Raw genomic sequence first — 12,606 nt, 5'->3', positions numbered from 1 at the left:
CCCAATGAAGGAGGTAAGGATGTCGCCGTAACGCTTATAAGAAGACGTTTCAGATAACGTGGGAAGTTTTCTAAATCTACTGGATCCAAGTCACCCAGGCGCAGGTGTACTTGGGCATCTGTGATCATCCCGGCAATTTTTGACATTTCCAACAGGGACCAAAGTACACCCCGCTTGCCCAAGCTATCTCCCCCTATATAAATATAGCGGCTGTTCTTCAACGCCTTCTTTATGGCGTCCAAGTGACGATGGGTGAGGTAAAGACTGAAAGCAAGGCCTATAAACCCAAGAAAAATTGGGCCTCCAGATACAAATATCGCAATCCACAACGGCCAGTCATCGATACTGGTCATGGTTGTTTAGGGTACATAGAACGACTCATATCAACACATCGAAAATAATAGCGGTACACCGACACATTATGGGTTGGCCGCGATCACGCATTCCAAGTCAACAAGACGCGTGATAGGCCCATTGGCTTTCAAGCGCTCAGTAACGTCGCTCGGCCAACGGTTGCGGGAGCGGCGTTTTGCGATGCTGTAGGTGAATTCCTGGATTCGATCCAGGGGGTAAAACATAGCCCCCAGTATTAATTTTATAACGTCGTAACCACCTAAGTAATTCTTGCCGCCCGCCTCTCTCTTGGCCTGCTTTATTTGTTCTCGTGTTCTTTTAAAACCATCGCTCATTTTTGGGCGCACAGCCAGCTGGCTTTTTACAAAAACATCGGATTCGCTGTGATTGCCGTACTCGTCGAAATACGGCCCATTGTTCATGTAGGCGCGGATGTATTCCCACAAACTTTTTTGCAACGCCAGTGATTTACCAAAGGGTGACCCGAGGCTGACCATAAGGGCGGTTTCTGGTTTTCCGAATTGCCACACTCGAATTTCAAGTGAAGCGCTCTGCATTCCGCCGATTTGAGTGCCCACTAGCTGAAACTCATTGGCAACTGCGTAAATACCATCCCATGGGGTGTGGAATAATTCACCATCGTGATCGAAGTACACCTCTCGGGTGCGGCGGTTAAATAAGATGGGCAGAGGTAATGGGCGTAGGGTTTCCCATAGAAATGGCACCAGAAATAATGTGCCCAGCATGACCAAGCCCATTAAAGAACTTTCCCATTGCCCCTTAAGCATTAGCAGCATCTCTAAAGGCAGCATAAATACTGCTAACCACCCAAAGAGCCCCGCGAGCAGCCCTCGACTTGTATCCCCTCCAAACCTTAACGCGAGGTAGTAATCGGTATGTTCATCTGTAATAAACAGCTCCATCGGCTGCTCACCGGTAGGCTTATCTGCGGTAAGTAGGATTGTTGTAGCGTTACGTCCTGGCAGCTCCAGCATGCTCATATCCAAGCTCGTTCCATGATTTTTACTGACGGCAGCGTCAGCCCTTCACGTGGGGAGTAGATCAAATAACCGTCGATGCGCCGCAAGTCTATAGCACCGTCCTCATGGTACACACGACGATAAGGGGTGATGCCGGCTGGCACTGGAACGCGAGTACCGCTATGCCGGGCAAATTTTTTACCTGTCCATTCGACGTTTCGGATTTTATCGGAGCGATATCCGAGGGTGTCACCCCAAACCTCGTGGCCGATGAAATGAATCATCCCATCAGTCAGTTCCACGTTTTCGCCGGGCAGCTTTAGCAACAGATAAGTGGAGAAGACTTGCCCTTGGTAAGGGTTGAGTTCTGCTAACCGATAAGCCTCGATGCTGATTGGGAAAAGAAGGGGTACAGCTTTTCCATGGATTAGGCGTAGAACTGGATAAACGCTGGCTATGTGAGCGGGCTTTCCATATCGAAATCAAGGTACTCGCTGACCAGTTCAAATTGGACCGCGTGCACGGTGCTGATGGCTTCAGTGCCTTGAAACGCCAGCACTTTGAAGTCGTTGCGAGCAGTGGGCATAAATACCGCGAACTGCGCAGTATTGGCTAGCGCGAACATGCGTTTATCCTTTTAATCCGAGAGAGGAGGCGACACGCGATGTTCAGGCTTTCAGCCTGAACACGCTTAAGTACCGGGCACGCTAACAAAGCGGAAATCGAACTGATGCAGGACGCTTCCGAAACAGGTGTCCGACCGTTCCTAAGCCTGCACCGAAGTCACCTTGCATGACTTGGGCGGACATCCAATGAACGGGCAGCGGCAGCCTCGTAAACGTCCTCACCCATGTATTGGCCCGCCCTACCAACGACCAGTCGTACCCACGAGCGCCGTCCTGCACTTGGCAGCTAATGCTGAGCTTTAAGCCTTGAGATAGTCGACCATCGAGCTACCTTAGCTTCAGCAAAACCGCCGCAACTACCAGCCAAATTACAGACGTGAAGATCATCGCCGTCACGATTACAAGAAGACGTTTCAGGTACGGCGGGAAGTTTTCTAAATCCATCGGATCCAAGTCGCCTAGGCGGATGTACGCCTTTGGCATTGTAATCATTCCGGCAATTTTTGACATTTCCAATAGGGACCAAATTACACCCCGTTTCCCTAGGCTATCTCCCCACATATAGATATAGCGGCTGTTCTTCAAAGCCTTCTTCATGGCGTCCAGGTGACGATGGGTAAGGTACAGGCTAAATGCAAGTCCAGCAGTTGCGAGCAGCGTAGGGGCACCAATAAAAATGATCGCAACCCAGGGAGACCAAGAGTCGATACTCGTCATGGTTGTGTAACCTCGTAAACTTTTTCTCTAATGTAATCGCCAGTGGTAACACCGACTGTCGTATCCCCTTGCGCAGCCCTTACTTCGGCCGAGACTATAGATGCCTCTACATCAGGCCTCGCGCGAGCCGTTCAATTCACCTAAACTTCAGTAAAATGGCAACAACTATCATCCCAATGAAGGAGGTAAGGATTGTCACCGTAACGATTATAAGAAGACGTTTCAGATAACGTGGGAAATTTTCTAAATCTACCGGATCCAAGTCACCCAGGCGCAGGTGTACCTTGGGCATCGTGATCATTCCGGCTATTTTTGACATTTCCAATAGGGACCAAAGTACACCCCGCTTCCCCAAGTTATCTCCCCATATATAAATATAGCGGCTGTTCTTCAAAGCCTCCTTCATTGCGTCCAAGTGACGGTAGGTGAGGTAAAGACTGAAAGCAAGGCCTATAAACCCAAGAAAAATTGGGCCGCTAACAATAAAAAAAGCCAGCCAGGACCTCCAGAACTCTGGAGTCGTCATGGCAACGTTTTCTCGTACAATATTTCTCCGCCCATTTCACCACCTGTACTACCGAGAGTCGTCCCCACCCATGCGCCAGTCCCCACTAAGGCCGCAACTATAGATACCCCTACATCGGGCTTCGCGTGAGGCCCGTTCGAATTACCTAAATTTCAGTAGAATGGCTACAACCAAGATCCAAATGAGGGCGATGATCATCACTGTCAAATTGGAGATCAAATACCGCTTCAGGTGAGGTGGGAAATTTTCAAGATCGATTGGGTCCAATTCCCCAATAATTATTGAGGATCTTGGCCACGCTACCATCCCTGCTATTTTTCCCATTTCCAAGAGGGACCAAATCAAACCCCGCCTCCCTAAGCAATCTCCCCAAATATAAATATAACGGCTGTTCTTGAGTGCTTCTTTCATGGCGTCCAAATGTCGGTGAGTAAGGTAAAGACTGAACGCAAGACTCGCAGCGACGAGCAGAGTTGGAATGCCAATAAAAATAATCGCAATCCAAGATGGCCAAGAGTCGATACTGGTCATGGTTGAGTAGCCTCGTAAACTTTCTCGCCAATGTATTCGCCAGTCCTACCACTGACTGTCGTACCCCCTTGCGCAGCCATTACTTCGGCCGAGACTATAGATACCCCTATCGGGCCTCGCGCGAGCGGTTCGAATTACCTAAACTTCAGCAAAATGGCAACGACTATCATCCCAATGAAGGAGGTAAGGATTGTCGCCGTAACGCTTATAAGAAGACGTTTCAGATAACGTGGGAAGTTTTCTAAATCTACTGGGTCCAAGTCACCCAGGCGCAGGTGTACCTTGGGCATCGTGATCATTCCGGCAATCTTTGACATTTCCAATAGGGACCAAAGTACACCCCGCTTCCCCAAGCTATCTCCCCATATATAAATATAGCGGCTGTTCTTCAAAGCCTCCTTCATGGCGTCCAAGTGACGGTGGGTGAGGTAAAGACTGAAAGCAAGGCCTATAAACCCAAGAAGAATTGGGCCTCCAGATACAAATATCGCAATCCACAGCGGCCAGTCATCGATACTTGTCATGGTTGTTTAGCCTCGTAAATTTTGTCACCCGTGTATTCGCCACCCTTACCACCGAGAGTCGTCCCCACCCACGCGCCAGTCCCCACTAAGGCCGCAACACAGACAACGCCTCCTACACCTGTCGTAACGCCAAGCCCCACGCAGATCGCACTACCGGCAACACGTCCTGCCCATCCCCCAACCGTGCCACCGCCAACCGAGCCAGCAAACTTCCCTCCTTCAGTAAACTTGACCTTCTCACACGCCGCCCCAGAGCCGCCGCTACACACCTGCTCAATAGCCAGCAACGAAGACACGCCGCCTATACCAATGCCGATATACCCACCTGCCTTCATATATTTGGCCGCACGACTGGTCGCCTCCACATGCGTTGCGTAACCCTGAATCTGCCCGGCGCACCGGCTTTATCCCAGTGGTGCACCAGGCTGCGGCTGGATAGACCTAGGGCCGTTTTCAACTTGGGATGGTCGCCCAGTGTTGTCTGGCCACGCAGGCGAGTGGAGTTTAGCAAGTGCGCATCCAGCTGTGCCAACAAGCGCTGGCGACCGGCGAAGAACTGCGGCGATCTTAAGTGGCCGTGATGGCGATAACTTTGTTGATGCAGGCGCTCGATGGCCTGGAGGGTGTCGCGCAGATTGGTGATGTGCGTTTCCATCACCACCGCGCTGACGCCGAGCCAGGTTGAGGCAGGACTGGCAAAACTGGCGATTTCTGCACCGTGGCTAGCCAGAAAGTCGGCCTCTTCCGGCGTCAGGGGATCCAGGGATGCCTCGACTTTTTGAGCGGCCTGCATCAACTGTGCTTCTTGATAGGTGCAGGTGGTGTTGTTCGGATCGCTGAGCACGATCATGGAGCCTGCTTTGACTTGGCTCAGATTGGGGTTGAGCGCCTGAAATTTACTCATCACGGCCGCATTACGCGTGGGGAAAAGCGTGGCTTCCAGTGCTTCGCGCGTCGTGCTTTTGGGCACAATATAGAAGCCAGGCTCCTCGCCCCGCCCGCTGTTAAATGCCGCAGGGGCCGGATTGTTCGAAGGCGCGAAAGCGGGTTGCGGTGGTGCTGCCGAACGGCTGGCCGCGTGCTGAGCGGGGCCATCATTGCTGTAGATCGCAGTAAACACAGAGGGAATCAGCCGAGCTTGGCATGGGCAACTGCTGAAACTGTCCAGCGTGCCAGCCACCTGTTTGCCATGGCTTTGTATGTGCGATACACCACCGATAATCTGGTAAGTGCCGCCGTCTTTCCCACACGTAACGTCGCCCCCTTCGCGAGCATGCAGCACACCGAACAGGTTAACCCTCGGGTCACCATCCAGAACGATTCCGCCGCAGGTAGTCTTGTCACCACGGCCAATAAAGTAACCTTCACGCATTATTTTCTCCGTTATCTATTCCGGCCGAGGCAACTAAATTCTCGACCATGAGTTCGCCGTGCGCTTCAAGCACATTCAAAACAGAACTGCACTTTGCAACTCAGCCTTCATGGTTTAACGTTCAACAATTGGAAGAAAATCCATCTGCCGAAGTTTGGTTGCCTTGTGCGGTGACGCGGTAAATAGCGATAGGCGCTGAAGACATTTAATTGATATACAAAAGAGACAGTGCCGCACTCACTTTTTTTATCCTGATCCGTGGTTTCAGTAGGCGGCTCTCTGTGTTGTAACTTTGACTGGACGATAGCGTGGGCACCTATCAGACGGAACAGGAATCAGCGCACCTTTATTACGCCGCCACATTGATAATATAAAAGTTTAAAGTAAAGTCGGACGTTTCCGAAAATGGCACTGTAAATGTCTGAAGGAAAAGTAACAGTTGCTTAAGTTGGCGGAGTAATGTCGCGTATAAACGTCACTTACACAGTTGCGGCTCTGATAGTGGTTAGGCGCTCGACGCGTTACAGTGGACGCACATTAATTAATGCGCGGTGAGCGCTAGGTGACGCAGAGCGTCACAGGATGCATTACCACGCAGCGTGGGAACGATCAAACGGGCTCCATCCGCGCCCTGGCATTTGCTGCTGCGCTCCCACCCGATTTAAGTAGTAACTGTGGTCCAGCCCCCGACCCGCACAAGCAATCTACCGAATATTCCCGCGCCCCTTGCAAGCCTCTAAAACAGGTGGGATACAAGCAGCCTCACGCCGCAAAAACCACGTTCCATGGAGGCTCGCCATGTCCGCCCTGCCACACCCTGCTTATGTCTACCGCCCGATGACGGTGGCCGACCTGCCCGCCGCCCATGCGCTGTCGGTGCAACTGAAATGGCCGCATCGCCTGGAAGACTGGGCGATGTTGCAACGGCTCAGCGACGGCTTCGTGGTGCTGGATGGCGAGCGTCTGATCGGCAGTGCGTTCAGTTGCCCTCAAGGCGATTACGCCACCATCGGCTTGGTGATCGTGAGCAATGACTACCAAGGCCAGGGCATCGGCCGCCGTTTGATGGAAATGGCCCTGGCCGCGTGCCAGTCACGCACGCCGATCCTTAACGCCACCCTCGCCGGCGCGCCGCTGTATGCCAGCCAGGGGTTTGTCGAATTCGGCCGCGTGCAGCAACATCAGGGCCAGGCGCGGGTGCCCGCGCTGCCACAACTTGCCGAGGGTGAAACCTGCCGTGCACTCGGCGCGGATGATCACACCGCGCTCTTGGCCCTGGCCAAAGCCGCCAGTGGCCTGGACCGCCGTGAGGTACTGCGCGACCTGCAGGTGGAGCAGGCCGTGGGCATTGAGCGCGAGGGCCAGTTACGCGGTTTTGCCCTGCTGCGCCCGTTCGGTCGTGGGCGCTGCATCGGCCCGGTGGTAGCAGAGAATCTTGACCAGGCCAAACACTTGATCGCGGTGTTGCTGGCGCAAGTGCCGGAGGCGTTTGTGCGCATCGACATCCCGGTTGCCTGCGGCCTGAGTGACTGGCTTGAGCACGCTGGCCTGAAAAACATCGACACCGTTGCGCAGATGGCGCTGGGCGCACCGCCTCAGGCTAGCCAAGGCGTACACCCATTTGCGCTGATCACTCAAGCCATCGGCTGACCTTTATCCCGGAGCACGCCCTATGTCATCTCCACGCATTCTGCTGTTGGCTCGCGCCGACGGCAGCCGCGTTGCCACGTCCTTTTACCGCGCGGCGTTAAGCGCGCTTGACCCGTTCGGCGACAGCCGCCAACTCGCCTGGCTGGGCGACGATGGCGTGTCCGCAGGCTTGGTGAAGTTCAGCGGTGAGGCGGTCATCGAAGACTTCCCGCACAGTGAGACGCTGGTGGTGCACACAGGCCACGTGCAGCTCAGCAGCGGGGAACAAACGTTGGAATTGGGCGTTGGCGCGAGTGCCGTGATCGGCCGTAGCAGCCGCCTCAGTGTGCAGGCAAGCGAGGGTTGCGAATGGGCGTTCTGCGCCGTCGACCTGCCCGACGCCCCCGCCCGCCCCGGCCTCACCCTGCTTGAGGCGCACACCTTGCTGAACCCCTCCGCCGCGCCAGAACCGGCGATTCTGATCGGCCCAACGCCGCAGTGCCGCGCGCTGAATCTGTTTGACGATGCAGTCACCGAACTGCGCGTGGGCATCTGGGATTCGACGCCGTACGCCCGCCACGGCCGCGCGCACAAGCTGCACGAATTAATGCACCTGCTCGAAGGCAGCGTCACCCTGCAAGATGACGCGGGCGTTGCGGTGACGGTGAACCCGGGCGACAGCGTGTTTGTAGCCAAAGGTGCGCCCTGCGCCTGGACCAGCACGGTGTATGTGCGCAAGGTGTACGCCGTGAAGTAGTGATCAGGCTTTTAACGCGTCTTCCAGAAACGTCACTAACGCCTGTACGCGCGGGCTGCGAAGCTTGCGCGAAGGCACCAGCAAGATGATCGGCGCGCTGTCAAAGCTCCAATCCGCCAGCACCCGAACCAGGCTGCCGCCGGCAACGGCGTCACTCACATCCCACTGCGAACGCAGCACCAACCCCAAGCCCTGCTCGGCCCATCGCCGGGCCACGCTGCCATCGTTGCTGAGCAACGCAGGCTCTATGCGCAGGGTTTTGCGGCCCTGGCCCTTGCGCAGGTGCCACAGCGTCACATCCTCATCGTTTTCACGAATGCAAATACAGCGATGCGCCGCGAGTTGGTCAGGCGCGGTCGGCACGCCATGTTCCTGCAGATAGGCGGGGCTGGCGCATAACCAGCGCTCGTTTGGCGTGAGTTGCCGCGCCGTCCACAGGCTGTCATTCAGGTGCCCGATGTGAACCACCGCATCGCTGTCGTGGCGGTCTGGCCACGGTGTTTCGCGCAAGTCCAGTTGCAGGCACAACTGCGGGTGCAGGCGCGCGAAACGCGCCAACAGGGGAGCGAGGCGCTGTCGGCCAAACCCAAACGGCGCCGCCAGCCGCAAGGTGCCTACCAGCCTTTCGTCCTGTTGCCTGAACGACTCCGGCAGCGCTTCCAGCTGTTCCAGCAACAGCGCGCTTTCACGCGCGAACCGCTCACCCTCGGACGTCAGGCTCAGGCGCCGCGCATCACGATTGGCCAGGGTCAACCCCAGCAGCGTCTCCAATTTGCGCAGGCGCATGGAGAGCGCTGGCGGCGAAACATTCAACACTCTGGCGGCGGCACTCAGCGACTCAGCGCGTGCGAGGGTGACGGCAAGGCGTAAGTCTTCGATGGAAATCATTCAATTTTACTTAATGATTGATTAGCCTTGATTGAACCACAGGTTAACGACACCTGAGTAGAGTGCAGCTTGCCCCCAGCCACTCGAGTTATGCCATGCCCACGCCGATTGCCTCCCTCGACACGCCCGCCGCGCTCGTCGATGTCCAGCGAATGCAGCGCAATATCCAACGCATGCAGCAGCGCATGAATGCCCTCGGCGTGCGTTTGCGCCCGCACATCAAAACCAGCAAATGCCTGCCGGTGATCCAGGCGCAAATTGCCGCTGGCGCCAGCGGTGTGACGGTGTCGACGCTCAAAGAAGCGGAGCACTGTTTCAGCGCAGGGATTGACGATGTGTTCTATGCCGTCGCCATCGCGCCGGGCAAATTAGCGCAAGCCTTGGCATTGCGCCGCCAAGGCTGCCAGCTCAGCGTACTCACCGACAGCGTCGCCGGTGCCCAGGCTATCGTGGCCTTTGCCGAGCAACACGCTGAACGCTTTGCGGTGTGGATTGAAATCGATTGCGACGGTCATCGCTCAGGCCTGGCACCAGAAGACCCTGCGCTCATCGACGTCGCACGCCTCCTTAGTGCAGGCGCTGTGCAACTGCGCGGGGTGATGACCCACGCTGGTTCCAGCTACGACTTGGACAACCCGCAAGCCCTGCAAGCGCTGGCTGAACAGGAACGCTTGCTTTGCGTGCGCGCCGCCGAACGACTCCGCGAAGCTGGCTTGGCGTGCCCCGAGGTCAGTATCGGCTCCACGCCGACGGCCCTCTCGGCGCTGAACCTGCAGGGCGTCACCGAAGTGCGCGCCGGCGTGTATGTGTTCTTCGACCTAGTCATGCACAACATCGGCGTGTGCCAGGCCGACGAGCTGGCACTCAGCGTATTGACTACGGTTATCGGCCATCAGCAGGAAAAAGGCTGGGTTATCACCGACGCCGGCTGGATGGCCATGAGTCGTGACCGCGGCACGCAACGTCAGCGCGAAGACTTCGGTTATGGCCAAGTGTGCAGCGAAGCCGGCGCCTGGATCGACGGCGCGCGGGTCACCGGCGCCAACCAGGAACACGGAATTGTCACCTTGGGCGATGCGCCGACTACCGAGTTGGTCGCGCGCTTCCCGATCGGCAGCCGCCTGCGCATTCTGCCCAACCATGCCTGCGCCACCGGCGCGCAGTTCCCGGACTATCACGCCGTTGACGCCGAGGGCGACGTACACACCTGGAGTCGCCTGCATGGCTGGTAATCTGCAACGCATTCACACGGCCAACGCGGCCGCGCCGGGCGGGCACTATTCACAGGCGCTGGCCCACGCGGGTATTTTGTATGTGTCGGGGCAACTGCCGGTACGCGCGAATGGCGAGCACAGCGCCGATCAACCGTTTGCGGTTCAAGCGGCAATTGCGCTGGATAACCTGGTGGCGATTTTGCAGGAAGCAGGCTCAAGCGCGGCTGACCTGCTCAGCGTCACGGTGTACGTGGTCGGGATACAACACTGGCCGGCGTTTGATCAGGTTTACGCGCGCTACCTTGGTGAGCACCGGCCGGCCCGCGCCGTGGTGCCGGTACCGGAATTGCATCATGGTTACCTGATCGAAATCGAAGCCGTGGCCCGTCACGCACCCAAGGAGCGCGCATGAACCTGCAAAAAAGCGATGTGCTGATTATCGGCGGCGGCATCATGGGTGCCTCGTCAGCGTTTTTTCTGCGGCGTCGCGGCAGCTCGGTCACGCTGCTGGAGCGTGACCAGATTGGCCAGTACGCCAGCGGTGTGAATTTTGGCAACGTGCGCCGCCAGGGCCGCTACCTGGGCCAACTGGAGCTGGCCAATCGTTCGTGGGCATTGTGGAAACGCCTGCCGGAACTGATCGGCGACGACCTTGAGTTCATTCCCAGCGGGCACATGCGCGTGTGTTATCGCGAGGATGAAATCGCCGAACTTGAGGCCTACGCCGCCGCGCCGGAGGCCGCGCAACTGGACCTCAAAATCTATCGCGGTGCTGAGTTGCACCGGCGCTTCGGCTTCCTCGGGCCGCAGGTCAAAGGCGGCTCCTACGCGCCCCACGATGGCCACGCCAACCCACGCCTGGCCGCGCCCGCGTTTGCCCGTGCAGCGCGGCGGCTGGGCGCGCGAATCGAAGAAAGAACCGAAGTGGCCGATGTGCAAAAGGTCAACGGCCTGTTCCACGTCACCACCACCGACGGCCAGTTGTTCGCCGCCGAACAACTGCTGATTACCGCCGGTGCGTGGGCGGCCAAGTTGGCCGAGCGTTTTGGTGAGGCGGTGCCGCTGGAGCCGAACGGCCCGCAGATGTCGGTCACCGAACCGGTGCCCTACGCCTTGCCGACCGTGATTGGTGTGTTTACCAAAATCAAGGAAGAAGTGATCTACTTCCGCCAGATCCCGCGCGGCAACATCATCATCGGCGGCGGCAACCGCTGCACCCCCGACATGCTCAACCGACGCGCGTATTTCAAGCCCGAAAGCCTGCTCAACCAGATGCGCCAGATGCAGCGCTTATTACCCGGCGCCGAGAAGCTGAACATCATCCGCGTGTGGAGCGGCATCGAAAGCTACACGCCGGACTCGCTGCCGGTGATGGGCCGCAGCGGCAGCGTGGACGGGCTGTTTTATGCCTTTGGTTTCTGCGGCCATGGCTTCCAGCTCGGCCCGGGCGTGGGCGATGTGATGGCCGAACTGATCAGCACCGGCAGCACCAGCACCTTGATCAGCCCCTTCGACATTCGCAGGTTTACCCAACCTTTAACGGTGCCCGCAACCGCCCTCACCACAGGAAAACTCATATGAGCCACGCCTATGTTTATCGCACTGCCAACGCGGCGGACATGCCTGCAGCGCACGCGCTGTCGGTGCACCTGAAGTGGCCGCACCGCGAAGAAGATTTGGCCATGGTTCAGCGTACGTCCGAAGGTTTTGTCGCCGAACATGACGGCCAATTGGTCGGCGTGGCATTCGCCTGCCATCAGGGCGCTTATTCGTCTATCGGCCTGGTGATCGTCAGCGATCAGCACCAGGGCAAAGGCATTGGCCGCAAGCTGATGAACCTGTGCCTGGAAGCTGCGGCGCCGCGCACGCCGATTCTCAATGCCACTGAGTCGGGCGCGCCGCTTTATGCAAGCATGGGTTTTGTCGACTTTGCGCGCATTCAGCAACATCAGGGCGTTGCGCAGACGCCAGCGCCAGCGCCAGTGCCTGCGACCGAGCACGCGCAGTGTCGCGCATTAAGCCCGGCCGAGTACCCGCAGGTAATCGAGCTGGCCAACGCGGGCAGCGGCCTGGACCGCAGTGCCGTGCTCAACGACTTGCTGCCGAGCGCCGAGCAGGTGGTCGGCATCGATGTGCAAGGGCAACTGCAAGGTTGCGCGCTGCTGCGCCGATTTGGTCGTGGCCATCTGATTGGTCCCGTGGTCGCACACAACCAGCAACAGGCCCGCCAGATGATCACCCACCTGCTGCAGTTGATTCCTGGCGCCTTCGTACGCTTCGATATTCCCACCGCGTGCGGGTTGGCCGACTGGCTGGAAAGCCTGGGGCTGCCATGCGTGGATAAAGCACCGCGCATGGTGCTGGGGGCGCCCCCGCAATCAAGCGGCGGCATCGCCCAATTTGCGCTGGTGACGCAAGCCATCGGCTAGGCAGGCCAGATTCAGCAGATTATCCCTTGCAGGCTTGAATAACGGCATCTATGGATTGG

16 protein-coding genes are annotated in these 12,606 nt (G+C 57.3%); 6 read left to right on the top strand and 10 right to left on the bottom strand.

What is annotated here, in order from left to right:
* The 9 genes from F0169_RS02690 to F0169_RS02655 all read right to left on the bottom strand — a co-directional run.
* A partial coding sequence (locus tag F0169_RS02690) for a hypothetical protein (protein ID WP_152745377.1) occupies nucleotides 1-353 on the bottom strand: 353 nt, incomplete at its 3' end.
* A gap of 66 nt (nucleotides 354-419) precedes the next feature.
* Complete coding sequence (locus tag F0169_RS02685; RefSeq protein ID WP_152745375.1) at nucleotides 420-1,355, bottom strand: hypothetical protein; 936 nt, start codon at nucleotides 1,353-1,355, stop codon at nucleotides 420-422.
* Nucleotides 1,352-1,636: a hypothetical protein gene (locus F0169_RS02680; protein WP_152745373.1), complete on the bottom strand. Its 285-nt coding sequence runs from the start codon at nucleotides 1,634-1,636 to the stop codon at nucleotides 1,352-1,354. The genes F0169_RS02685 and F0169_RS02680 overlap by 4 nt, the downstream gene beginning before the upstream one ends.
* Nucleotides 1,637-1,788: 152 nt before the next feature.
* Nucleotides 1,789-1,959: a hypothetical protein gene (locus F0169_RS27290; RefSeq protein WP_172979306.1), complete on the bottom strand. Its 171-nt coding sequence runs from the start codon at nucleotides 1,957-1,959 to the stop codon at nucleotides 1,789-1,791.
* Between the two features lie 328 nt (nucleotides 1,960-2,287).
* A complete protein-coding gene (locus tag F0169_RS02675) occupies nucleotides 2,288-2,677 on the bottom strand; it encodes a hypothetical protein (protein WP_152745371.1) in 390 nt (129 codons plus the stop codon).
* Nucleotides 2,678-2,813: 136 nt separating this feature from the next.
* Nucleotides 2,814-3,203 (bottom strand): hypothetical protein, encoded by a 390-nt coding sequence (locus F0169_RS02670; protein ID WP_152745370.1) that lies wholly within the window; start codon nucleotides 3,201-3,203, stop codon nucleotides 2,814-2,816.
* 141 nt (nucleotides 3,204-3,344) lie between these two features.
* Nucleotides 3,345-3,734 (bottom strand): hypothetical protein, encoded by a 390-nt coding sequence (locus F0169_RS02665; protein ID WP_058414708.1) that lies wholly within the window; start codon nucleotides 3,732-3,734, stop codon nucleotides 3,345-3,347.
* A 134-nt stretch (nucleotides 3,735-3,868) separates the two neighbouring features.
* Nucleotides 3,869-4,258: a hypothetical protein gene (locus tag F0169_RS02660; protein WP_152745369.1), complete on the bottom strand. Its 390-nt coding sequence runs from the start codon at nucleotides 4,256-4,258 to the stop codon at nucleotides 3,869-3,871.
* Nucleotides 4,259-4,589: 331 nt separating this feature from the next.
* On the bottom strand, nucleotides 4,590-5,630 hold the full coding sequence (locus F0169_RS02655; RefSeq protein ID WP_341869082.1) for a PAAR domain-containing protein: 1,041 nt from the start codon (nucleotides 5,628-5,630) through the stop codon (nucleotides 4,590-4,592).
* A 798-nt stretch (nucleotides 5,631-6,428) separates the two neighbouring features.
* On the opposite strand from F0169_RS02655, the gene F0169_RS02650 reads away from it, so the two are divergent.
* Together F0169_RS02650 and F0169_RS02645 are read left to right on the top strand one after the other, a co-directional pair.
* Entirely contained in the window at nucleotides 6,429-7,280 is an 852-nt protein-coding gene (locus F0169_RS02650; protein ID WP_152745368.1) for a GNAT family N-acetyltransferase, read from the top strand.
* A 22-nt stretch (nucleotides 7,281-7,302) separates the two neighbouring features.
* Nucleotides 7,303-8,016 (top strand): cupin domain-containing protein, encoded by a 714-nt coding sequence (locus F0169_RS02645; RefSeq protein WP_152745367.1) that lies wholly within the window; start codon nucleotides 7,303-7,305, stop codon nucleotides 8,014-8,016.
* A gap of 3 nt (nucleotides 8,017-8,019) precedes the next feature.
* Here the strand turns inward: F0169_RS02645 and F0169_RS02640 are convergent, their stop codons facing one another.
* Nucleotides 8,020-8,904, bottom strand: a complete 885-nt coding sequence (locus F0169_RS02640) for a LysR family transcriptional regulator (RefSeq protein WP_152745366.1) — start codon at nucleotides 8,902-8,904, stop codon at nucleotides 8,020-8,022.
* 95 nt (nucleotides 8,905-8,999) lie between these two features.
* Between F0169_RS02640 and F0169_RS02635 the strand changes: the two genes are divergently transcribed.
* The 4 genes from F0169_RS02635 to F0169_RS02620 are packed head-to-tail and all read left to right on the top strand — an operon-like array spanning nucleotide 9,000 to nucleotide 12,547.
* Nucleotides 9,000-10,136: a DSD1 family PLP-dependent enzyme gene (locus F0169_RS02635; protein ID WP_152745365.1), complete on the top strand. Its 1,137-nt coding sequence runs from the start codon at nucleotides 9,000-9,002 to the stop codon at nucleotides 10,134-10,136.
* Nucleotides 10,126-10,530 carry a RidA family protein gene (locus tag F0169_RS02630; protein ID WP_152745364.1) on the top strand — a complete coding sequence of 135 codons (405 nt, stop codon included), beginning with the start codon at nucleotides 10,126-10,128 and terminating at the stop codon, nucleotides 10,528-10,530. The genes F0169_RS02635 and F0169_RS02630 overlap by 11 nt, the downstream gene beginning before the upstream one ends.
* A complete protein-coding gene (locus F0169_RS02625; protein WP_152745363.1) occupies nucleotides 10,527-11,699 on the top strand; it encodes an NAD(P)/FAD-dependent oxidoreductase in 1,173 nt (390 codons plus the stop codon). Before F0169_RS02630 ends, F0169_RS02625 begins: the two co-directional genes overlap by 4 nt.
* Nucleotides 11,696-12,547 (top strand): GNAT family N-acetyltransferase, encoded by an 852-nt coding sequence (locus F0169_RS02620; RefSeq protein ID WP_152745362.1) that lies wholly within the window; start codon nucleotides 11,696-11,698, stop codon nucleotides 12,545-12,547. The genes F0169_RS02625 and F0169_RS02620 overlap by 4 nt, the downstream gene beginning before the upstream one ends.
* The last annotated feature ends 59 nt before the right edge of the window (nucleotides 12,548-12,606 follow it).

Origin of the sequence: Pseudomonas kitaguniensis (assembly GCF_009296165.1) — a bacterium.
Lineage (GTDB): Bacteria > Pseudomonadota > Gammaproteobacteria > Pseudomonadales > Pseudomonadaceae > Aquipseudomonas > Aquipseudomonas kitaguniensis.
This window is presented reverse-complemented; position numbering and strand designations above follow the sequence as displayed.

Bases quoted from the DNA above. Each gene is read 5' to 3' on its own strand.
- F0169_RS02675 (WP_152745371.1), bottom strand. From the start codon at position 2,677: ATGACGAGTATCGACTCTTGGTCTCCCTGGGTTGCGATCATTTTTATT.
- F0169_RS02625 (WP_152745363.1), top strand. From the start codon at position 10,527: ATGAACCTGCAAAAAAGCGATGTGCTGATTATCGGCGGCGGCATCATG.
- F0169_RS02640 (WP_152745366.1), bottom strand. From the start codon at position 8,904: ATGATTTCCATCGAAGACTTACGCCTTGCCGTCACCCTCGCACGCGCT.
- F0169_RS02635 (WP_152745365.1), top strand. From the start codon at position 9,000: ATGCCCACGCCGATTGCCTCCCTCGACACGCCCGCCGCGCTCGTCGAT.
- F0169_RS02685 (WP_152745375.1), bottom strand. From the start codon at position 1,355: ATGAGCATGCTGGAGCTGCCAGGACGTAACGCTACAACAATCCTACTT.
- F0169_RS02620 (WP_152745362.1), top strand. From the start codon at position 11,696: ATGAGCCACGCCTATGTTTATCGCACTGCCAACGCGGCGGACATGCCT.
- F0169_RS02660 (WP_152745369.1), bottom strand. From the start codon at position 4,258: ATGACAAGTATCGATGACTGGCCGCTGTGGATTGCGATATTTGTATCT.
- F0169_RS02655 (WP_341869082.1), bottom strand. From the start codon at position 5,630: ATGCGTGAAGGTTACTTTATTGGCCGTGGTGACAAGACTACCTGCGGC.
- F0169_RS02670 (WP_152745370.1), bottom strand. From the start codon at position 3,203: ATGACGACTCCAGAGTTCTGGAGGTCCTGGCTGGCTTTTTTTATTGTT.
- F0169_RS02650 (WP_152745368.1), top strand. From the start codon at position 6,429: ATGTCCGCCCTGCCACACCCTGCTTATGTCTACCGCCCGATGACGGTG.
- F0169_RS02665 (WP_058414708.1), bottom strand. From the start codon at position 3,734: ATGACCAGTATCGACTCTTGGCCATCTTGGATTGCGATTATTTTTATT.
- F0169_RS02645 (WP_152745367.1), top strand. From the start codon at position 7,303: ATGTCATCTCCACGCATTCTGCTGTTGGCTCGCGCCGACGGCAGCCGC.
- F0169_RS02630 (WP_152745364.1), top strand. From the start codon at position 10,126: ATGGCTGGTAATCTGCAACGCATTCACACGGCCAACGCGGCCGCGCCG.
- F0169_RS27290 (WP_172979306.1), bottom strand. From the start codon at position 1,959: ATGTTCGCGCTAGCCAATACTGCGCAGTTCGCGGTATTTATGCCCACT.